The 20343-nt window shown below is 68.3% G+C and carries 17 protein-coding genes and 1 tRNA gene; 7 read left to right on the forward strand and 11 right to left on the reverse strand.

Features of this window, described 5'->3' with window-relative positions; all coding sequences use genetic code 11:
• The first annotated feature begins 6 nt into the window (after positions 1-6).
• From BST13_RS08960 to BST13_RS08975, 5 genes are read left to right on the forward strand one after another with little or no spacing between them, the layout of a single operon-like run.
• Positions 7-1245 (forward strand): cytochrome P450, encoded by a 1239-nt coding sequence (locus tag BST13_RS08960; RefSeq protein WP_083162742.1) that lies wholly within the window; start codon positions 7-9, stop codon positions 1243-1245.
• The gene (locus tag BST13_RS08965) at positions 1242-2213 is read left to right on the forward strand and encodes a PDR/VanB family oxidoreductase (protein WP_083162744.1); all 972 of its coding nucleotides are present in this window, start codon (positions 1242-1244) and stop codon (positions 2211-2213) included. Before BST13_RS08960 ends, BST13_RS08965 begins: the two co-directional genes overlap by 4 nt.
• A complete protein-coding gene (locus BST13_RS08970) occupies positions 2210-3289 on the forward strand; it encodes an aromatic ring-hydroxylating dioxygenase subunit alpha (protein WP_083162746.1) in 1080 nt (359 codons plus the stop codon). The genes BST13_RS08965 and BST13_RS08970 overlap by 4 nt, the downstream gene beginning before the upstream one ends.
• Before the next feature lie 11 nt (positions 3290-3300).
• A complete protein-coding gene (locus tag BST13_RS40175; RefSeq protein ID WP_281254736.1) occupies positions 3301-3435 on the forward strand; it encodes a hypothetical protein in 135 nt (44 codons plus the stop codon).
• Positions 3432-5165, forward strand: coding sequence for a GMC oxidoreductase (locus tag BST13_RS08975; protein ID WP_083162748.1), 1734 nt, complete (start codon positions 3432-3434; stop codon positions 5163-5165). The genes BST13_RS40175 and BST13_RS08975 overlap by 4 nt, the downstream gene beginning before the upstream one ends.
• On the opposite strand, the gene BST13_RS08980 is transcribed toward BST13_RS08975, so the two are convergent.
• The gene (locus BST13_RS08980; RefSeq protein WP_083162926.1) at positions 5151-5408 is read right to left on the reverse strand and encodes a DUF7218 family protein; all 258 of its coding nucleotides are present in this window, start codon (positions 5406-5408) and stop codon (positions 5151-5153) included. The genes BST13_RS08975 and BST13_RS08980 overlap by 15 nt on opposite strands.
• Positions 5409-5553: 145 nt before the next feature.
• Here BST13_RS08980 and BST13_RS08985 point away from each other — a divergent pair, with 145 nt between their 5' ends.
• Positions 5554-6258, forward strand: coding sequence for an HAD family hydrolase (locus BST13_RS08985; RefSeq protein ID WP_083162750.1), 705 nt, complete (start codon positions 5554-5556; stop codon positions 6256-6258).
• Here BST13_RS08985 and selB read toward each other — a convergent pair.
• The 3 genes from selB to BST13_RS09000 all read right to left on the reverse strand — a co-directional run bounded on the left by selB (position 6237) and on the right by BST13_RS09000 (position 9454).
• The gene (selB, locus tag BST13_RS08990) at positions 6237-8024 is read right to left on the reverse strand and encodes a selenocysteine-specific translation elongation factor (RefSeq protein WP_083162752.1); all 1788 of its coding nucleotides are present in this window, start codon (positions 8022-8024) and stop codon (positions 6237-6239) included. The genes BST13_RS08985 and selB overlap by 22 nt on opposite strands.
• 2 nt (positions 8025-8026) lie before the next feature.
• The gene (selA, locus tag BST13_RS08995) at positions 8027-9328 is read right to left on the reverse strand and encodes an L-seryl-tRNA(Sec) selenium transferase (RefSeq protein WP_083162754.1); all 1302 of its coding nucleotides are present in this window, start codon (positions 9326-9328) and stop codon (positions 8027-8029) included.
• A 30-nt stretch (positions 9329-9358) separates the two neighbouring features.
• A tRNA-Sec gene (locus tag BST13_RS09000) sits at positions 9359-9454 on the reverse strand.
• 43 nt (positions 9455-9497) lie between these two features.
• Between BST13_RS09000 and selD the strand changes: the two genes are divergently transcribed.
• Positions 9498-10472 (forward strand): selenide, water dikinase SelD, encoded by a 975-nt coding sequence (gene selD, locus BST13_RS09005; RefSeq protein WP_083162756.1) that lies wholly within the window; start codon positions 9498-9500, stop codon positions 10470-10472.
• Positions 10473-10576: 104 nt separating this feature from the next.
• Here selD and BST13_RS09010 read toward each other — a convergent pair whose 3' ends face one another.
• The 7 genes from BST13_RS09010 to fdh all read right to left on the reverse strand — a co-directional run bounded on the left by BST13_RS09010 (position 10577) and on the right by fdh (position 20307).
• Entirely contained in the window at positions 10577-11506 is a 930-nt protein-coding gene (locus tag BST13_RS09010; protein ID WP_425436998.1) for a type IV toxin-antitoxin system AbiEi family antitoxin domain-containing protein, read from the reverse strand.
• Positions 11507-11652: 146 nt separating this feature from the next.
• Positions 11653-12831 (reverse strand): diiron oxygenase, encoded by a 1179-nt coding sequence (locus tag BST13_RS09015; RefSeq protein ID WP_083162760.1) that lies wholly within the window; start codon positions 12829-12831, stop codon positions 11653-11655.
• Positions 12828-13679: a phosphate/phosphite/phosphonate ABC transporter substrate-binding protein gene (locus BST13_RS09020; protein ID WP_083162762.1), complete on the reverse strand. Its 852-nt coding sequence runs from the start codon at positions 13677-13679 to the stop codon at positions 12828-12830. Before BST13_RS09020 ends, BST13_RS09015 begins: the two co-directional genes overlap by 4 nt.
• A gap of 7 nt (positions 13680-13686) precedes the next feature.
• A complete protein-coding gene (locus BST13_RS09025; RefSeq protein WP_245839461.1) occupies positions 13687-14811 on the reverse strand; it encodes an acyl-CoA dehydrogenase family protein in 1125 nt (374 codons plus the stop codon).
• Positions 14812-14865: 54 nt separating this feature from the next.
• Complete coding sequence (nrfD, locus tag BST13_RS09030; RefSeq protein ID WP_083162766.1) at positions 14866-15954, reverse strand: NrfD/PsrC family molybdoenzyme membrane anchor subunit; 1089 nt, start codon at positions 15952-15954, stop codon at positions 14866-14868.
• Complete coding sequence (locus BST13_RS09035) at positions 15951-16937, reverse strand: 4Fe-4S dicluster domain-containing protein (protein WP_083162768.1); 987 nt, start codon at positions 16935-16937, stop codon at positions 15951-15953. The genes nrfD and BST13_RS09035 overlap by 4 nt, the downstream gene beginning before the upstream one ends.
• 28 nt (positions 16938-16965) lie before the next feature.
• The gene (gene fdh / locus BST13_RS09040) at positions 16966-20307 is read right to left on the reverse strand and encodes a formate dehydrogenase (RefSeq protein ID WP_211296049.1); all 3342 of its coding nucleotides are present in this window, start codon (positions 20305-20307) and stop codon (positions 16966-16968) included.
• Positions 20308-20343 lie beyond the last annotated feature (36 nt).

Genomic DNA, 20343 nt, shown 5'->3' on the forward strand with positions numbered 1-20343 from the left:
CGTGCCATGAGCACCGTGAGCACCACAGACCTCGACAACGTCGATCTGGCCGACCCGGCGATCTGGGAAGCCGGCCCGCCGTACGAGCTGTTCGCGCAAATGCAGCGCGAGGCCCCGGTGCACTACAGCCCGCAGCACACAGCCCCCGGAGAAGGTGGCTTCTGGTCGATCACGCGGTACGACGACGTCCGCGCGGTCAGCCGCGACCACCGCACGTTCTCCTCCGAACGACGTGGCATCTTCAACGTCGACGACATCGGCGTCCCGCTGGACGTTCAGCGCCTTCAGCTGATCTCGATGGATCCACCACGCCACGACCGGCTCAAGGCCCTGGTGATCAAGGCCTTCACCCCGGAGCGCGTCGCCGCGCACGAGGAGGCGATCAGGCGGATCATCGGCGAAGTCCTCGACAGCGTCGCCGATCGCGACCGGTTCGACCTGGTGGCCGACGTGGCGCGTCCCGTCCCGGCCCGCGTCATCGGCTCGATGCTCGGCACCCCTCCTGAGGACGACGAGCGGCTGGCGCATTGGACCAATGTGTTCAGCGCGTTCGAGGACCCCGAGATCCGGGCCCAATGGGATGACGCCGGGGCAATCGTGCTGGAGATCATCGCGTACCTCAACGATCAGATGGCACAGCGCAAGGACGCGCCGCGCGACGACCTGATCACCGCGGTGATGAACGCCGAAGTGGACGGCGAGAAGCTCACCGAGTTGGAGATGGCGACGTTCTTCGCCCTGCTGATGACCGCAGGCAACGACTCGACGCGCGCCACGTACAGCGCCACGATGCTGGCCCTGATGCAGAACCCCGACCAGCTGGCGCTGCTGCGAGAGAATCCCGAGCTGATCGAGGCCACCGTCGAGGAAGGGCTGCGCTGCTTCCCGGCGTTCGCGTTCATGGCGCGCGCCGCCACCAAGGATTTCGAACTGCACGGCAAGACGATCAAGGAAAACGACCGGCTGCTGCTGTGGTACATCGCGTCCAACCGCGACGAGACCGCGTTCGACAATCCCAACAAGTTCGACATCACCCGCGAAGGACTCGCTGACCGGCACCAAGCCTTCGGCGGCCGCGGCAGGCACTTCTGCCTCGGCGCCAACCTGGCCCGCCTCGAGCTCAAGCTGTGGATCCAGGAGACGCTGCGCCGGTTCCCCGACCTCGAACTCGACGGCGAACCGACACGGGTGCGGGCGCTGTTCCTCAACCAGTACAAGTCGATCCCGGTACGGCGGACATCATGACCAGGCCGGCTTACCGCGAAGTCGAACTCGACCTGCTGGTCACGCGCCGTGAGGAGTCGGCCGACGGGGTGGTGACCCTGACCCTGACCGATCCGTCCGGCGCCGAGCTGCCCGAGTGGACCCCCGGCGCACACATCGACCTGGTGATGACGCCAGAGCTGGTCCGTCAGTACTCCCTGTGCGGTGACACCACCAACCGGGACGAATGGCGCGTCGGCGTGCTGCTGGATCCGGCGAGCCGCGGCGGATCGGAGTTCGTGCACAACAAGCTGCATGAGGGCAGCACGATCCGAGTGCGCGGGCCGCGCAACCACTTCGGTCTGGTCAGCGCGCCGCGCTACCAGTTCATCGCCGGCGGTATCGGTATCACACCTATGCTCCCGATGATCGCGGCCGCCGAAGCGGTCGGCGCCGACTGGCGACTGCTCTACGGCGGCCGGACCAGGGCTTCGATGGCCTACCTCGACGAGCTCGCCCGCTACGGCGAGCGGGTCACGGTGTGCGCCCGCGATGAAGCTGCCACTTTCCGCGATACCTTGGAATCCATTCTGGCCGAGCCACATCCGGACACCCTGGTGTATTGCTGCGGACCGGAGGGGCTGCTCGCCGCCACCGAGGACGGCTCCAAGCGCTGGCCCCCCGACAGCTTGCACATCGAGCGATTCTCGGCCAAAGCCGTCGAGGACACCGCCGACACACTTGAGTCGTTCGAGGTGGAATGCCAACGCTCCGGCATCACTTTGACTGTGCCACTGGACAAGACGATCTACGACGTGGCAGAGGAGGCGGGCCTCGATGTGCTCGGCTCCTGCATGGAAGGAGTCTGCGGCACCTGCGAATGCGATGTGCTGCAAGGCGATCCCGACCACCGCGATTCAGTGCTCAACGATGCCGAAAAGGCTGCGGGCCAGAGCATCATGATCTGCGTATCCCGCTCCCGCTCACCACGATTGGTGCTGGACCTATGAGAAACCCGCGCATCAACTATCCCTTCAACTGCTGGTACATCGCCGCCTTGAGCGACGAGGTCGGACCCGACCTGTTCGCGCGCCGACTGCTGGGCGTCCCCGTGTTGTTGTACCGGATCGCCGACGGATCGATCGTCGCGATGGAAGACCGCTGCGCCCACCGGGCCCATCCCCTCTCGACGGGGCAGCGCGACGGCGACCTGGTGCGGTGTGGATATCACGGCTTCGCCTACGATCCCGCGGGCGATCTGGTCGACGTACCGTCACAGGACAATGTGCCGCGCGGCGTGCGGGTGCGCACCTACCCGATCGTCGAACAGGGTGCGTTCATCTGGATCTGGCTGGGCGACCCGGGCGCGGCCGCGCTGCGCCATCCCCCGCGCCTCCCGTGGCTCGCCGACGCCGACGATTGGGCCGACACCCTGGAGGTGTTCGGCATCGAATGCAATTACCTTCTGCTGCACGAGCACTACCTGGACCTGACCAACGTGTTCACGTTGCATCCCGAGGCGGTGCCACCGGACATCGAGGTGCTGCCCCCGCTGGAGGAGGTCGAGGTGTCCGAACGCTCGGTGGCCTACTTCCGCACCACCCCACCCAGCCGGCTCGCGGCCTGGGAGACCGAGGCCACCGGCCTGCCCGCCGATACCAGCGGGATCCGGCGCGAGGAGGGCATGTTCGTCTCCCCCGCCCTGCACGTCCAGCGTTACGTGATCGAACCGGTCGACGGCGCACCGCGGCAACTGTTACGGATTCAGGGGTTCACCCCCGAATCCCCCGGCGTCACACATGTTTTCCTGCAGATGGCCCGCGACTACGCGCTCGATGACGATGCGGTCGGCAAGTTCCTCGCCACCATGTTCCACGACTGGGCCGAACGCGACGCCGAGGTGCTCGAGGGCATGCAGGACCTGCTCGACGAAGATGCGGACGCGAGGAGCACAGGAACTGCCCTACCCCGGCGCGAATTCAACGTGAAGGCCGACCGTGCCGCGGTACGGGCCCGGCGCATCGCCCTGGACATGGTCGACGAAGAATCCGGCCGGCTGACCCGCAGCTGGCTGGCGGCCAGGTAGCCCGGCGTCCCATGACTGTCGTCGGCGGCGCCTCGATGATCGTGATCAGCCTGCTGCCGGTTCTGGTGCCTGCCGCCGCCACCTCCATAGTCCGCGCCAGGCACCGTCGGCGCGGACGCCAAGACAACCCCGACGAGGACTCATGACATCGCTGACCATGCGCCACTTCGACTACGACACTCTGGTGATCGGTTCCGGCTTCGGCGGATCCGTGGCCGCCCTGCGGCTCACCGAGAAGGGCTATCGGGTCGGCGTTCTGGAGGCGGGACGCCGGTTCGAGGATCACGAATTCGCGAAGACCAACTGGCAGGTCCGCAAGGCGTTCTGGGCACCGAAGTTGGGTTGCACGGGCATCCAGCGCATCCACATGCTGCCCGATGTCGTGGTCCTGGCCGGCGCCGGTGTCGGCGGTGGATCGCTGGTCTACGCCAACACCCTCTACGAGCCGAAATCCGATGCGTTCTACCGCGATCCGCACTGGGCCCACATCACCGACTGGAAGTCGGAGCTCGCACCCTTCTACGGACAGGCCAAACGAATGCTCGGCGTGGTGACCAATCCGAGCATGACGCCGTCGGACCGCGTGCTGCTCAAGGTGGCCAACCAGATGGGCGTCGGGGACAGCTTCACCATGACGCCCGTCGGGGTGTTCTTCGGCACCCCGGGCGAAGAGGTCGACGACCCGTTCTTCGGCGGTGCGGGGCCGTGCCGCCGCGGTTGCCTGCAGTGCGGTGAATGTATGACGGGATGCCGGCACAACGCGAAGAACACGTTGCTGAAGAACTACCTGTACCTCGCAGAGCGGGCAGGGGCGCAGGTGCATGCGCTCACGACCGTCACGGCCGTGCGTCCGCTGCCCGGCTGCGGATACGCGGTGGACACCCGACGGACGGGCGCCTGGCGGGCCAAGCGCACCGCGCGCACCTTCACCGCCGAGCAGGTGATCTTCGCAGCAGGCACGTGGGGTACCCAGCAGTTGCTGCACCGCATGAAAGCCCAAGCCTCCCTTGCCCAGCTGTCCGACCGACTCGGTGAACTGACCCGCACCAACTCCGAAGCGCTGTGCACGGCCAGCGTCAAACTGAGCAAGCGGGAGGGCGCCGAGTTCGAGCAGGGCGTGGCGATCACGTCATCCATCCATCCCGACGAGAAGACCCACATCGAACCGGTCCGCTACGGCAAGGGCTCCAATGCGATGGCCCTGCTGACCACGGTGATGACCGACGGTGGCGGACGGGTGCCGCGGTGGTTGAAGTGGCTCGGCCAGTTGCTGCGTCATCCCGGTCAGGCCGCGTCTCTGTATGTGGGGCTGAAGGACTGGTCGCAGCGCACGGTGATCGCGCTGGTGATGCAGACCGAGGACAACTCGATCACGTTGTTCCCCAAGCGCGGCCGCTTCGGGCGGATGCGGCTGTCGTCCCGGCAGGGCCACGGCACACCGAACCCGACCTGGATACCGGCCGCCAACGAGACGGTGCGCCGGCTGGCCGACGAGATCGACGGTGCGCCCTACAGCAGCATCGGCGAGATCCTCGACATCCCCATGACCGCACACTTTCTCGGCGGATGCGTGATCGGTGACAGCGCCGAGCATGGCGTGATCGACCCGTACCACCGCGTGTTCGGGCACCCCGGGCTGCACATCCTGGACGGCTCCGCGATATCGGCCAACCTCGGGGTGAACCCGTCGCTGACCATCACGGCCCAGGCCGAGCGCGCGACGTCGTTGTGGCCCAACAAGGGCGAACCCGATGCGCGTCCGCCGCTCGGCGCCGAGTACCGGCGGCTCGACCCGATCGCACCGCAACGCCCGGTCGTTCCCGCCGGCGCACCGGCGGCCTTGCGACTGACCGGCGGCCCGTCAATGGTGACGTAACTTGCTCACCAGTTCGTCCTTGCGCAGCGACGAATAGCCCGACAGACCAATTTGCTTGGCACGCTTCTTGAGGTCGGCGACTGTCCAGTCCTCGTATGAGCCGGACTTGCCGCCTTTGCGGCCCTGAGCGGAACTGCCCTTTCGGGCGGCCGCATTGGATATCCTCGCCGCTTTCTCCTTGGAGTCACCCTCCTTGCGGAGATCCCGATACATCTTTTCGTTCTTGATCGACGAATTCGGCACCCGAGCCACCTCCTCGACAGACTTCCTGTCTGTGTTGTTCCCGCTGAGCAGCCGGGCAAACCACACATCGGGCCAGTTTCCCCCTGATCATCGCGGGGTATTCGTCGCCGACATGCGACGACCCACAAGATGTCAGGGGCTCTAGATGACACGAGACGCTGCGGTGCTGTTCGACGTCGACGGGACGCTGGTCGATTCCAACTACCTGCACGTGTACGCGTGGGCCCGGGCGTTCGCCTCCGAGCGAATACCCGTGCAGGCCTGGCAAATTCACCGCAGCATCGGAATGGACGGGGCGACGCTGGTACGCACGCTCGCCGGCGGCGTCGCCGACGACGTCGCCGAGCGGCTGAAGACCCTGCACTCGGACTTCTATCGCGACACGACGAATCTGCTGAAACCCCTACCCGGCGCGAGAAAGCTCCTGCACGCGGTCAGCGAACTGGGTCTTGAGGTGGTGCTGGCGAGTTCGGCGCCCGAAGGCGAGCTGGACATCCTGCGCGGCGTGCTCGATTGCGACGACATCGTGTCGGCGGCGACGTCATCGCGCGACGTCGACACCGCGAAACCGGACCCCGCCATTGTCCAGGCCGCGCTGAACCGCGCCGGCGTCACGGCCGAGCAGGCTGTGTTCGTCGGTGACGCCGTGTGGGACGTCGAAGCGGCCCGCCGTGCCGGCATGCCGTGTATCGGGCTACGGTGCGGTGGCACATCGCGCGACGAGCTCGCGCAGGCCGGAGCCGTATCGGTCTTCGAGGATCCCGCTGATCTCCTCGATGGCATCGACTCCACGCCGATCGCCACGTTGGCGTACGCACAACGTGAGGATCAGCGCACGACTTCCCGGTGACCGGCGTCGAGGCGACGGGTCCAGCCACGGGAATCGAGATGTTCCAGCAGCGGGATGGCGACACGGCGCGTGGTGCCCAACGCCTGGCGTGCCTCGCTGGTGGTGAACGGCTGGTCCAACCGGGCCAGCTCCCGCATCGCCAAGGCCGGCGCAGTGGGCAACAGCACCACCCCATCGCGCAGGCGGAGCAGTCGCCCGGCCCGCTCGGCGGCGGCCAGCTCCCGCACGCCAAGGCGCAGCGCCGTCAGGTCGTCGGCCTCGGGCGCGTGAAAAGGATTGCCACGCAACCTGTCCACCAGTTCGGCGACACCGGCTTCGGCGGGCCCGAGATCGTCGGAACGGCCGGGCAGCCGGATCAGTCCCTCCGCCTGTTCGAGACCCGCCGCGCGACTGATCTCATCGAGCAGGGCCGGGTCGGGTAAGCCAAGCAGATCGCTCGCCGCGCCGCGAGACAGCCCGGCCGCCAAGGGATCCCGCTCGTGCAGCTCCTGCACCGTCGCCCGCAGCCGTTGCTGCCACGCCTCGTACGTCGGGACGTGCACCCACCATGTCTTGATGACCCGGATATCCGTCGGCACCTCGTCGGTCCGAAAACCCAACCGGTGCAGATGTTCTCCGGCCACCACACCCCGGCGAGCCACCTCGACGAGCACGTCGCCATCGGTGTCCATCGTGGCCAGCGCGCCGACCCGGCGCGTACTGTCACCGCGGCGCCGCAATGCGGGCGGGTCTGCGTCGAGCACCTGGGCACCGCCGAGCACCCGCCGACTACCTGGATGCCTGAGCACCAACCGGTCGCCGAGCACGAGCGGCAACCGCCGGTCGAGCACGAGCCGCGCGTGGTCGTCGTCGAAGGGCCGCACGCGGGCCGGCACGGCGGCCGAACCGACATGCACGGTGAGCCGTTCGGGAGCCTCGCCGAATGGGCCGCCGCTAACGCGACGCACATCGAGGGTCCGGGTGGTCTCCCACGCGCCGGGCGTCAACAGCACATCACCGCGGCGGACCTGATCAGCCGACACCCCACGCAGATTGAGCGCCGCCCGCGTCACCGGGCCGAGCGCGGAGTACGGCTCGCCCCGGGATTCCAGGCCGCGGACGACTGCCTCGCGGCCCCGGCGGCCGACCAGTTCGAGCCGATCGCCATCGGCGATGGTGCCCGCGGCCAGTGTGCCGGTCACCACGGTGCCTGCCCCCGTGATGGTGAACGCCCGGTCCACCCACAGCCGCACCCGCGCTGTCGCCGACGGGGACGGCACCGCGGCCAGGACGTCGTCGAGGGTGGCCCGCAACTCGGGCAGGCCGCTGCCGTCGACGGGCGACACCGCGACTGCCTGGGCGTCGCGCAGCCCGGTATCGGCCAATTCGGCGCGGGCCTGTGCGATCACGTCGTCGACACGGTCAGGGGCGCGGTCGACGCGGCTGATCACCAGCAGACCGTGCCGGATGCCCAGCGCCGCCACAGCGTCGCGGTGATCGCTGGACTGGGCCTGCCAGCCCTCGTCGGCGGCGACCACGAAACACACCACCGGGGCAGGCCCGAGCCCGGCCAGCATGTTGCCCAGAAAACGTTCGTGGCCGGGCACGTCGACAAAAGCGACCTCCCGCCCCGACGACAGGGTGGTCCACGCGAAGCCGAGGTCGATGGTCAGGCCGCGGCGACGTTCCTCGGCCCACCGGTCCGGTTCGATGCCCGTCAGCGCACGCACCAGGGTGCTCTTGCCGTGGTCGACGTGGCCGGCCGTCGCGACGACGTACTGCTGCACGGTCAACCGTCCAGCGCGGCCTTCACCGCGGCCAGCACCCGCTCGTCGTCGGCCTCGGGTACGCAACGCAGGTCGACCAGGCAAGCGCCGTCGTGCACGCGGGCCAGGATCGCGGGATCGCCGGCACGCAGCCGGGCGGCGGCTGCTTCGGGTAGTCGGACCGCCCAGCCGGGCAGCGGGACGCCGGGGGCACCACCCCCACCGACGCGCCCGTCGTGGGGCACCACGCTCGCGCCGACGGCATCGGCGATACGTTCGGCCCGGGCCCGCAGCGCATCGGCGTCGGCGTGCAGCGCCTGCGTGACCGGGGCCGGGCCGCCACACAGCGTGGCCTCCAGTGCGGCGAGGGTCAGCTTGTCGGCGCGCACGGCACGCGCGAGCGGGTGCCGGGCCATGCGGGCCACGACCTCGGCCCGGCCGAGCACGACGCCGGCCTGCGGACCGCCCAGCAGTTTGTCACCGCTACCGGTGATCACGTCGGCACCCTGGGAGAGCGCCGTCGCGGCGTCGGGTTCGTCGGGCAGCAGCGGATCGGGCGCGAGCAACCCGCTGCCCAGGTCGGCGACGAGCGGTACCTCCTTGTCCCGCAACACATCACGAAGCTCGGCCAGCGACACCCCCGATGTGAAGCCGGTGACCCGGAAATTGCTCGGATGGACCTTGAGCACGCATCCCGTGTCCGGGCCGAGAGCGTCGGTGTAGTCCCGCAGGTGGGTGCGGTTGGTGGTACCCACCTCACGCAGCCTCGCGCCGGTCGACGCGATCAGGTCCGGCAGACGGAATCCGGCACCGATCTCGATCAGCTCACCGCGGCTCACCACCACCTCACGGCCCGCCGCCAGCGTGGTGGTGGCCAGCACCAGCGCGGCGGCCCCGTTGTTGACGACGAGTGCGTCCCCTGCCGCGGGGCAGGCGGCCAGCAGAGCCTCCCGGGCAGCTACACCGCGTTTCGATCGCGTACCCGTGGCGAGGTCCAACTCGACATCGACGTACCCGCTCGCCGACACCAGCGCGTCCGCCGCGGCCTTCGACAGCGGTGCCCGGCCGAGATTGGTGTGGACGACGACGCCCGTGGCGTTGAGCACGGGCCGCAGCGACACCGGCGCCCGCGCAGCCAAGCCGGCCACCACGGCTGCGGCCACCTCGTCGACCGGCAGTGCGCCTTGCCGGGCCCGCTCCTGGGTCTTGAGCACCAGGGCGCGCACAGCACTGTCGCCCAGCCGGTTCCGCGCCTCCTGCACCTGCGGCAGCGCCAACAGCTGATCGGTGCGCGGTATGCGCCGACGGGGGTCGGGCTGGGTCACCTGCCCTCCTCGAGCGTCGACAGCGGAAACTGGCGGAGGCGGACGGGAATCGAACCCGCCAGACCGAGATACTCGATCTCACCGGTTTTGAAGACCGGGGGGACCACCAGGAACCCAAACGCCTCCGCCGCCCAACTTAGCCAATGCCCTCGGCGGCTACATTGACGCCATGGAATCCGTTCGTCTCACCGGCTACGCCCACGGCGGCGGATGCGCCTGCAAGATCCCGCCGGGCGAGTTGGAAGACGCGGTGCGCGGGCTGGTCGGACAGTCGGGCGACCATGTCCTGGTCGGGCTCGACGACGGCGACGACGCGGCAGCCGTGCTGGTTCGCGACGATCTCGCGGTGCTCTCGACGGCCGACTTCTTCACGCCCGTGGTCGACGACGCCTACGACTGGGGCCGCATCGCCGCGGCCAACGCGCTGTCCGACGTGTACGCGATGGGCGGACGGCCTGTCGTCGCGATCAACCTGGTCGGGTGGCCGCGCGAAACCCTGCCGATGGAGCTGATGACCGAGGTGCTGCGCGGCGGGCTCGCGGTGGCGTCGGAGGCCGGCTGCCCGGTGATCGGTGGGCATTCCATCGACGATCCCGAACCGAAGTACGGCATGGCGGTGACGGGCGTGGCCGACCCGAACCGGTTGCTGCGCAACGACGCCGCCCAGCCAGGACTGCCGCTGACACTGACCAAGCCGATCGGCGTCGGCCTGCTGAACAACCGGCACAAGCAGACCGGAGAAGTGTTCGCCGAGGCGCTCGCGACGATGACGGCGCTCAACCGTGACGCGTCCGAGGCTGCTTTGGCGGCGGGCGCCCGGGCGGCCACCGACGTCACCGGGTTCGGCCTGCTCGGGCACCTGCACAAGATGTGCCGGGCCTCCGGCGTGGGCGCGGTGATCGACCGTGCCGCGGTGCCCGTCGTCGAAGGCGCCCTCGACGCGCTGCGCGACGGCTACGTCTCCGGCGGCACCCGCCGCAATCTCGACTGGGTGCGGCCGCACCTGCGCGCCGACGTCTCCGAGGACGATCTGCTGCTGCTCGCCGACGCACAGACCTCCGGCGGCCTGCTGGTCGTGGGCGAGGTTCCCGGCTATCCCGTCATCGGGCACACCGTGGAAGGCAGCGGCATCTCGGTGCGCTGAGGGGTCACTACAACAACGTTGACGCTCGCGGTCGGCAGCGGATGTCGCGGTGCCTACGCAGAGGATTGCAGCCACTGGGTGACTGCAATCCTGGGCGTAGATGGCTACGCGGCGCGGTCTGATCGGCCGAACTCGCAGCTGGCGCCGCATGGTCGGCCCGGTGCGATGATCCCGTGCCGCTGCAGAACCAGAGCAATCTTGCCCGCCGTCTGGCACGGCCGGTCGAAGACCTGTCCGTATGACAACCTGACGGTCGACCGGCCGTCGACCGCAGCGTCCAGATCTCGCTCGAAGTCCGCATCCCGCCGGGTCGCCGAATCGTGAAACACCCGGCCATCGAGTTCGACGACGAGACGTTCGCTGTACTCGGCATCGCGATAGCAGACGCCGACGGATGATGCCGAGCGCTTCTGGCGGATGGCTCGAGGCAAACCGTGTGGTCGCTCGACGCGAACAAGATAGCCATGCTCAAGGACCGAGCAGGTGCCGTCGGCGAGGTCGACGAGTACTGCCCGCAACCATCGCCGACGACGCACGCGCCCGCGAGAATCGAGAGTGTTGAGTAGCCGTTGCGCGGTGGTACGCCGAGATTGGCACGCATTGGCCAGAACAGCGATGGCATCGAGTTCGGAACTCGCCCGGCATGCGACGTCGAGCGCAGCGTCGTCGTAACGCATCCGCGGCGGGGATACGTTCCACAGCACCCGCCCCTCAAGGTGGGCGAGGTGGTGGATGCGGACTCCGGCAGGTTCAGCCAACCCCGCGCGGTCTCGGGCCACGGCGACGTGAATCGGCGAACCTTCGTCGCCCATGGCCGATTCAAGGCATAACGCCGCCGGAGCCGCGTAAAGCACTGCCGCCCAAGCTCGTTGCGTCCACGTCAACGGTCCGGTGTGATCGATGTACACGCCGGCATGCACCCGCGCCCACTGGTTGCGTCTGAGCAACCGCCGGATATCGTGCTGCACCAGCCCTGCACCCAGCGCCTGCCGACGCGATATCACCCCGTCCTGTTGACGAAGCAGGTGGTCCATGTCCACCGCTTGGATACTCGTCGACCTGGCCGGCGGCCACCAGGCCCGTCGACGATCTGTGGATAACTTCTACGCAGAGGGTCACAGCCACTGGGTAACTGCAATCCTCGGCATAACGTGTGGTCAGGACGAAGGGCGCCGAGCCGCTACATGAAGTTCCTGGTGTGCAGCGCGGAGATGTCGGCGGCCTCGTCGGCCGGGAAACCCAGGTGGACGAGCCGCCGCTGCCGCCCCTGATCCATCTCGTCCTGCAGCGTGAGCACGGCACGGTAACCCGCCGCGATCGCGTCCGGTTCCCAACTGCCCGCCGCGAGCAGGACGAGCGAATCGAACACGTCCGCGTTGAGTCCCGCGGTGTCGACCAGAGCCGAATACCGACGTTCGACGGCACCCCGAAGCTGGTTGAGCACCCGGCTGTCACGGTCGGCCTGATGACGCAGGTGCGCCACGCCGAAGGCGACGTGGCGGGCCTCGTCGCGGCGGGCGAGCCGGGTGACGTCGCGGGTCACGGGGTCCGGTGCGTGCACGTCCAGGAACTCGAGGAGGTTGAGAAAGCTGCCCTCGCCGAGCACCGAGAGCAGGAATGAGGCCATGGAGAAGTCGGCCTCGTCGAGCAGCGTTGCCAGCGACTGCCTTCCGCCGACCGTCGAGGTACCCATCGGCAGACCGGTCAGCAGGGCGCGGCGCGTGAAGACCTCCATGTGCCGGGCCTCGTCGGCGGCCTGCACGGCCAGCAGCTGCAGCACCTCACGGAAATGCGGATGGATGCGGGCCAGCAGTTTCGCCGGGACCACCAGCGCGGCCTGCTCGTTCTCGATCAGATACGTCATGATCTGCACGACGGCCCGGTCGACATCGGGATGGATGTCGAATACGGCGTCCCAGTGCACGGCGGTCGCCGGGTCCCATTGTTCTGCGGCGGCGTGGGCGTACAGGCTGGGTGCGATGTCCGCCCACACCAGGTCCCGGTCACGGATGTCGAACGGCGAGTTCGGCGCGGCGCCCCGCTCGACCAGCGCACCCCGCGCGGCCAGTCCCCAATGCGCGGGCGCGGAGTCGACGATCCCGTCCGGGCTCGGTGTGCCCGCGCGTTCGGCCCCGGCCCAGCGGTCACGCACACCCGGTTCGACGGTCCAGGCGTCGTCGTTGCGGGTCACCCGGTGGCCGAGCTGCCGGCACCAGGCCGGCAGATCAACCGCGAGAGCCGGTGCACGGCCGACGATTTCGACGACGCAGCCCGGCGGTACGGAATTCAGCGCTCGCTGCACCAGCAGGTGTGCGCCGTTGTCGAACCCCAGGTCGCCAAGGTCGACCCGTGGGTTCATGGCCGGTAGTCGGATGCGGTGAGCGCTCCTGCCGCGTCGTAGAAGCCGAGCAGCTCTACGGCGGTGTTCAACACGTCGTAGCCGCTGACACGTCCTGGCAACCACCGGGTGAGACCTTCGAGGTCCAGCAGGGGCCGGACGGCCTCGTCGGTATACGACATCGACAGCAGCAGATTGCGCAGTTGCTCGACCTCCGCGGCGGGCGCGGTGTCGATCACGGTCAAGTTGCAGTGGTCGAAAGGCGTTGTCTGACCGATGATCCGGAGGCTCGACGGCGGCACCGTGCCGTCCCGTCCGAAGCCGAGGTGGTTGGTGTCGACGATCGCCGCGGCGTCGGCACGACCGTCGAGCACGGCCCGCACGGCGTCCCGCTCACCGCCGATGTGGTCGCCGTGCAGGCCGACACCGATGTCGAAGCGCTCGATGGTCACGTCGCGGCCGGCGAGCAAGCCCGACTCGGCCAGCGTCGCCAACGGAATGAGCGTGGCCTGAGGCGAATCCACGGCACCCAGCGCCAGCCGCGCCGCTCTCAGGTCGGCGATGGCTTGAATCGGCGAATCCGCGCGGACCACGAAAACCGAGGTCAGGTCCTGGTCGGTGTCCCGCATCACCAGCGCCGACACCTTGCGGCCTCGCGCCGCCGCCAGCCGCTCACACCGCAGCCATGCCAGCGGGGAGTTCCAGGCCACGTCGATGCGACCGGCCACGAGATCCTCGGCCTGCCGCTCGTAGTTCGAGTACAGGACGAAGTCGAAGTCGAGGCCGTTCTGGCGCAACCATTCTCGAAACCCCGACCAGATGGTGACGACCTTGGGGTCGTACGCAACAGCACCGAGCAGAAGAGTCATCGTTGCCTCACAGTAGTGGTTGGCCGAACGCGGCGCGGCCGACGAAATCGTGCAGGGCCTCGGTGGTGGGTGCCATGACCCGGGCCGCCAGCGAATCACGGAACCGGCGTTCGATTCCCTGCTCCTTCCGGAACGCCGAACCACCACACAATCGCATCACCCCATCGGCGACCTCCGAAGCAGCTTCGGCGGCAACAGCTTTCACCTGCAAGACGCGCAACATCGCATCAGCGCGCCCTGCCGCCAAGGCGCCGAGCGTGTCGTCGAGGAACAGCGCGGCTCCGTCCACGAGCGTCAGCAGCCGCGCGTAGGCGCGACGTTGCTCGGGCTGTTCGGCCAAGCTCTGATCGAGATGCTCGAGACGACTGCCCGCCAGATGCGTGCCCGCGGCGGTGATCAGCGCCCGCATCAGCCCGACCGAGAACGCCGCGTTGAGCACCAGGAACGTCGGCAGTGCCGACTCGAGCGCCAAGTCGAGGCCCTGGCCGTCGCCGCCGAGCATCGACGACGTGGGAATCACGAGACCGTCCGCCGTCATCGGTGCCGACGAATTGCCACGCAAACCCAACCCGTCGAACGACCCGGTAACCGCGAGCCCTTCGGTCGCGGCAGGTACGTGCCACAGCGTCATCGGGCCTTCGGCGGCGAGTGGATGGCTCGACCACACATAGCTGTCGGCATGACCGGCCGAGGTGACCCAACTCTTGCGGGAGTCCAGCAGCACGGTGTCGCCGTCACCGTGCGTCGCAGTGCCGACCGGTGCCCAAAAGTGGCTGCGGGAGCCGACTTCGGAGAATGCCAGGGTGCTCAGGTGGCGTCCGGCGGCGATCGCGGTCCGGGTGTCGTCGTCAGCGAAGCGTTCGAGAACGCTGACCGCGGCGTAATGCATGGTGAGCACCATCGCCGTCGAACCGCAGACCGAAGCGACGGCGCGCACCACCTCGGCCGCGTCCCCGAGGGTGCCGCCGGCACCCCCGAACTCGGGTGCACTCAGCAGGCCGAGAAAGCCCGCCTTCGCCAGCGCGTCGACCGACTCGCGCGGGAAGTTCCCGCCGGCGTCGACAGCCGGCGCCGCGGGCTCGATGACGTTGCCGACGACTTCGTCAAGGGCAGAACACAGCGCAGAATCCACAGACAACCTCGGTACGTAGGCGGGCCAGGCACAGCGCTCGCCACCGTACCGGGTTCAGCCTGCCGTGGTTATCGAGTCGTCGGTAATGCCTGCTGCGCGCCGCGCGGCCAGCCGGTGCTTCTGCGGTTCGATGGTGTAGCGCGGATCCTTGGCGGAGTGGATGCCCGCCTCGAAGACACCGAACCGGGTCAACGCCGAGGCCGCCATCAATGCCAGGCCGGAAACTGCAGCGACGACGCGGTTACGCCCGCCGATCACCGCACCGAGACCACCGGCGACGGCGAAGCGCTCGGCCCACCGCAGCATCTCCCCGGCGCCGCCGTGATGCAGCGGTTCGGCCGCGACCGGATCCATGCGCCGTTCCATGAACTTCATGGCCGTGATGTCACCGACCACGCCGAGCGCGGCAAGCGTGCGCGCCGGGCCGGTCTCGGCCACCGGCGTGGTGACCATCGCCAGGCCGGCCGAGGCCAGGCTCGCGGAGCTGACGAACACGAACGGCAGGTCGCGGTGCGCGGCGTTCCAGGTCGGATTTGCGGTGTCGGACAACAGGACTGCGGTGTAGACGGCCAGCGGCGCGGCAAATACCCCTGCTTCGAGGCCGGCGATTCCCTCGACGCCGTGCAGCAGCTTGCGCAGCGGCCCGAGCGGCAGCCGCTCCCCCGTCATTCGATCGACTTCGGCCACCGCCGCGACGCCGATGCCACCGCTGAACGCCGAGAGGATCCACGACCCGACGCTCATCGGCGAGGTGATCTTGAAGGTGCGCAGCATGTTGTAGAAGCGGTCCGGCCGACCCAGATCGGCGACCAGTGCCACGCCGCCCAGACCAACGGCACCCAGCGCACCGAGCCGGGCGTTACGGCGCAACTTCGGCCGCCCGGTCAGCTGCGCCCCGAGCCCGAGCAGACCTGATCCTCCGGCGATGCCGCCGAGGAACAGATACGCCGCGACTTCATGGCCCCACGGCGGCGGTTTGACCACCGGACGGCCGTAGTACGACGTGAATTCGGCCTCGGGCACCAACGTCATCTCACGCGCGCCGTCGCCTCCGGTGTCGATGCCGGTCCGCTTGCGGCGCTTACCGCCGCCGCGTCGGCGACGGGCCGGCTCCGGCGGTCGATAGCTGTCGAATTCGCTCATGGCCTACCTTTGAGGAACGAAACTGCCGCAGCCGCAACCATTCCCAACGCCGCGATGCCGGCCCGCTTGTACATGGTCATCAGATCGGCTGTGCATACCCGCGGATCGGGCGGCAGTCCGTAGACCTCGGGCTCGTCGAGTAGCAGGAACACCGCCCCCGTGCCGCCGACGCCATCCAATTCGTTGGCACCGTAGAGGCGCGCCTCGGTCATTCCCTGTGCGTGCAGCTGGGCGACGCGTTCGCGGGCCTCGACGACCAGGTCGTCATGGTCACCGAACTTGATCGATGTCGTCGGGCAGGTCTTCGCGCACGCCGGAGTCTGGTCGTCGACCAGCCGGTCGTAGCACAGCGTGCACTTCTGGGCGACTCCGCGTCTGGGCACCTCGGGTTGCTCACCCTTGCGTTCCCCGGTGCGGGTGGTCGGCGCCGCGGTGCCGTCGCTGCGACGTTCCACCACACCGAAGGGGCAACCGGCCACACACGTTCCGCACCCGTTGCAGACGTCGTCCTGCACGACGACCGTGCCGAATTCGGTGCGGAACAGCGCGCCCGTGGGACACACATCGAGGCAGCCGGCGTGCGTGCAGTGCTTGCACACATCCGAGGCCATCAGCCAGCGGAATTCCGGGGTATCGGGCGGCGAGGTGTCGGGGCGGGCCTCGGCAGGCGCGCCGATGCCCGGCAGCCCGAGGCTGACCAACTCGCGCCCGGATTCGCGGGCCTCCTCGATGCGCTCACGGCTCTGTTCGACGAAGGCAACGTGCCGCCATGTGCTGGCACCCAACGACCCGGTGTTGTCGTAGGACGAACCGAGCAGCTCGAGGTCCCCGTCGCGCGGGTTGCGGTTCCACTCCTTGCAGGCCACCTCGCATGCCTTGCAGCCGATACAGATCGACGTGTCGGTGAAGAAGCCCTTGCGCGGCTTGGGTAGATCCCAGTGCACGTCTGCCGTGGGGTCGGTCGGTCCGGAGAGTTGCCCCATCAATCCCTCCTCACTGTCAGCGTCGCGGTCATAGCGGCGTGTACCCCTCCCGCTGCGGATCATCCTGCCCGGGATCGGGGTAGACGATCTCCTGTGCCGGGTCGGTGATGCGCCCACTGTCGGTCTCGACCGTGGTACCGGCCCGGATCTGGTAGTCGCGGACCAACTGCAGCAACGCCGCACCGGTGGGACGTCGCCCGGCGATGATGTCGCAGCTGCCGGCCTTCGAACCCTGGATCTGCGTGTTGGGATCCAGCGACAAGCCGACCAGGTCGTTGGCCGCGTCACCGCTGACCACCGCGTCGTTGCCCACACCCCAGTGGTACGGCAGACCGATCTGGTGCACCGTGCGGCCACCGATCGACAGCGGTGTCATCCGCTCGGTGACCAGCACGCGGGCCTCGATCGCCGCGCGTGGTGAGATCAGCGTCGCCCAGCCATAGGGCTCAAGACCTCGTTCGGCGGCCAGTTCGGGTGACACCTCGCAGAACATCTCGGGTTGCAGCTCCGACAGGTACGGCAACCAGCGGCTCATACCTCCCGCGGTGTGGTGCTCGGTGAGCCGGTAGGTGGTGAACACGTACGGGTAGACATCTGCGCCCGGTTCTCCCGCGCTCGGCGCTCCCAGGTTGTCTTCGCGCGCGATGACCACCCGCGTGGGGCTCTGCTGCTGGGGGTAGAGCGCATTGGCGACCGGCGACTCGAACGGCTCGTAGTGCGTCGGCAGGGGTCCGTCGACCAGGCCCGCCGGCGCGTACAGCCAGCCCTTCCCATCGGCCTGCATGACGAATGGATCATCGCCCGCAAGCCCCTCTGGTCCGAAGGTTCCTGGCCCCGGCCGCGCGTGCGGGTGCAGCTCGGGCGGGAAGTCGGGGATGTCGTCGCCGACCCACCGGCCCTGTTGCTCGTCCCACCACACGTAACGCTTGCGTTCACTCCACGGCTTGCCGTCCGGGTCGGCCGAGGCCCGGTTGTACAGGATGCGACGGTTGGCCGGCCAGGCCCAACCCCATTGCGCCGCAACGGGTCCGGGCCCACCACCGGGCACGCGGTCTGCGGCGTGGTTGACCCCTTCGGCGTACACACCGGCGTAGATCCAACAGCCGGAGATGGTGGACCCGTCCGCCCGCAGCTCGGCATAGCTCGAAATCGGCTTACCGGCATCAGGTCCGCTCAGGTGCCGCCCGTTGATCTCGGCCAGCACCGCCTCCGGATCGGGTTCACCGTGTTCGTCGGTGGGATAGTCCCACGTCAGATCGAGCAGCGGGCGGTCACGCTCATCGGTCGAATCTGCCAACTTGGCGCGGATCCGTTGCCCCAGCTTGTAGAAGAAGTCCAGTTCGCTCTGGCACTCGCCCGGAGGCTGAAGGGCCTGATGACGCCACTGGACCAATCGCTGGGTCTGCGTGAAGGATCCGGCCTTTTCCACATGCGTCGCGGCGGGCATGAAGAACACCTCGGTCTCGATGTCCTCGGTGCGCAGTTCACCCGAAGCGATCTCGGGCGAATCCTTCCAGAACGTCGCCGACTCGATCATCGCGAAGTCGCGGACCACGAGCCACTTCAGGTGCGACATCCCGAGGCGCTGCATCCGCCCGTTGGAGGAGCCGACGGCCGGGTTCTGGCCCAGGATGAAGTAACCCTCGACCTCGTCGGCGAGCATGCCCATCACGGTCTGGTACGTACCGTGCGGACCGGTCAGCCGCGGCAGATAGTCGTAGGCCCAGTCATTCTCGGCGGTCGCCGCATCACCCCACCATGCCTTCAACAGGCTGACCAGGTAGGTGTCGGCGTTGGCCCAGTACCCCTTCTCCTCTTTGGAATGCACGGTGCGCAGGTAGTCCGCCAACGTGTCCTGATGGCCCGCCTTGGGCATCGGCAGATACCCCGGCAACAGGTTGAACAACGTCGGGATGTCGGTGGATCCCTGGATGCTGGCGTGGCCGCGCAGCGCCATGATGCCGCCACCGGGACGGCCGACGTTGCCCAGCAGCAACTGAAGGATCGCCGCGGTCCGGATGAACTGGGCACCGAACGTGTGCTGGGTCCACCCGGTGGCATACGCGAAGCACGTCGTGCGCTCACGCCCCGAGTTCTCGGTCACCGACCGCGCCAGGTACTCGAAATCCTCGAGATCGATACCGCACATGTCCCGCACCATCTCCGGGGTGTACCGGGAGTAGTGCCGCTTGAGGATCTGGAACACCGTGCGCGGATGCTGCAGGGTTTCGTCCCGCACCACGTCCGCATGCTGGAGCGCCGGGCCGCCGCTGCCGAGCGTGTCGGCCGCTGCACGGCCCGCCGCGCTCGCGCCGTGCTCCGACCCTCCTGCCGCCTCGATGGTCCCGCCCTCGGCAGTCGCGTACGCCCAGGTCGACGGATCGTATTGCCCTGTGGCCGGGTCGAATCCGGAGAACAGCCCGTGCAGGTCCTCGGTATCGCGGAAGTCCTCGTTGACCAGCGTCGCGGCGTTGGTGTATGCGACGACGTATTCCTTGAACCACAGGTCGTGGGTGATCACGTAGTTGATCAGACCGCCCAGCAGGACCACGTCGGAACCGGCCCGGATGGGGATGTGCCGGTCGGCGACCGCGCCGGTGCGGGTGAACCGCGGGTCGACATGGATGATGCGCGCCCCGCGAGCCTTTGCCTCGGACACCCACTGGAAGCCCACCGGATGCGCCTCGGCCATGTTGCCGCCCTGAAGGACGATGCAATCGGCATTGGCCATGTCCTGTAATGACTGCGTCGCGCCACCGCGACCGAAGGAGGCTCCCAGACCGGGAACCGTGGCGCTGTGTCAAATACGCGCTTGGTTCTCGATCTGTATGGCGCCCGCGGCGGTGAAGAGCTTCTTGATCAGATAGTTCTCTTCGTTGTCCAGGGTGGCGCCACCCAATGAGGCGATGCCCATGTTGCGGCGCAACTTACGGCCCTGGTCGTCGACGTCCTGCCACGAGTTGCGACGGGACTCGAGGAAGCGGTCGGCGATCATCTCGATCGCGGTGTCGCGGTCGAGATGCTGCCATTCCGTGGCCCGGGGTGCCCGGTAGAGCACCCGGGTCTGCCGTCCCGGCGCGTTGACCAACTGCTCGCTGGCCGAACCTTTCGGGCAGAGCCTGCCCCGCGAGATCGGCGAATCGGGATCGCCTTCGATCTGCACGACCTTCTCGTCCTTGACGTAGACCCGTTGGCCGCAGCCCACCGCGCAGTACGGGCACACGGACTGCACCACGCGGTCGGCTGTCGACGTGCGCGGCTCGACCGCGCGCGTACGCGCGGAGGTCACCGCGGGCCCGCGCCCCAACAGGTCGCCGGAGCGCAACTGCCGCAGCACGGGCCACTCCAGAAAGAACTTCGGTCCTGCCATGGGTCCGAGGCTAGTACGCGAAGGCCGGCTCATCGA

Source organism: Mycobacterium aquaticum (assembly GCF_002086485.1).
In the GTDB taxonomy this organism is placed as follows: domain Bacteria; phylum Actinomycetota; class Actinomycetes; order Mycobacteriales; family Mycobacteriaceae; genus Mycobacterium; species Mycobacterium aquaticum.

What these genes read in the sequence shown, in the direction of transcription:
- selD (WP_083162756.1), top strand. Translation starts at nt 9,498, where the DNA reads ATGGAATCCGTTCGTCTCACCGGCTACGCCCACGGCGGCGGATGCGCC.
- BST13_RS09015 (WP_083162760.1), bottom strand. Translation starts at nt 12,831, where the DNA reads ATGAACCCACGGGTCGACCTTGGCGACCTGGGGTTCGACAACGGCGCA.
- BST13_RS08970 (WP_083162746.1), top strand. Translation starts at nt 2,210, where the DNA reads ATGAGAAACCCGCGCATCAACTATCCCTTCAACTGCTGGTACATCGCC.
- BST13_RS09010 (WP_425436998.1), bottom strand. Translation starts at nt 11,506, where the DNA reads ATGGACCACCTGCTTCGTCAACAGGACGGGGTGATATCGCGTCGGCAG.
- BST13_RS08975 (WP_083162748.1), top strand. Translation starts at nt 3,432, where the DNA reads ATGACATCGCTGACCATGCGCCACTTCGACTACGACACTCTGGTGATC.
- BST13_RS08965 (WP_083162744.1), top strand. Translation starts at nt 1,242, where the DNA reads ATGACCAGGCCGGCTTACCGCGAAGTCGAACTCGACCTGCTGGTCACG.
- nrfD (WP_083162766.1), bottom strand. Translation starts at nt 15,954, where the DNA reads ATGAGCGAATTCGACAGCTATCGACCGCCGGAGCCGGCCCGTCGCCGA.
- BST13_RS40175 (WP_281254736.1), top strand. Translation starts at nt 3,301, where the DNA reads ATGACTGTCGTCGGCGGCGCCTCGATGATCGTGATCAGCCTGCTGCCG.
- BST13_RS08985 (WP_083162750.1), top strand. Translation starts at nt 5,554, where the DNA reads ATGACACGAGACGCTGCGGTGCTGTTCGACGTCGACGGGACGCTGGTC.
- BST13_RS09035 (WP_083162768.1), bottom strand. Translation starts at nt 16,937, where the DNA reads ATGGGGCAACTCTCCGGACCGACCGACCCCACGGCAGACGTGCACTGG.
- BST13_RS08960 (WP_083162742.1), top strand. Translation starts at nt 7, where the DNA reads ATGAGCACCGTGAGCACCACAGACCTCGACAACGTCGATCTGGCCGAC.
- BST13_RS09020 (WP_083162762.1), bottom strand. Translation starts at nt 13,679, where the DNA reads ATGACTCTTCTGCTCGGTGCTGTTGCGTACGACCCCAAGGTCGTCACC.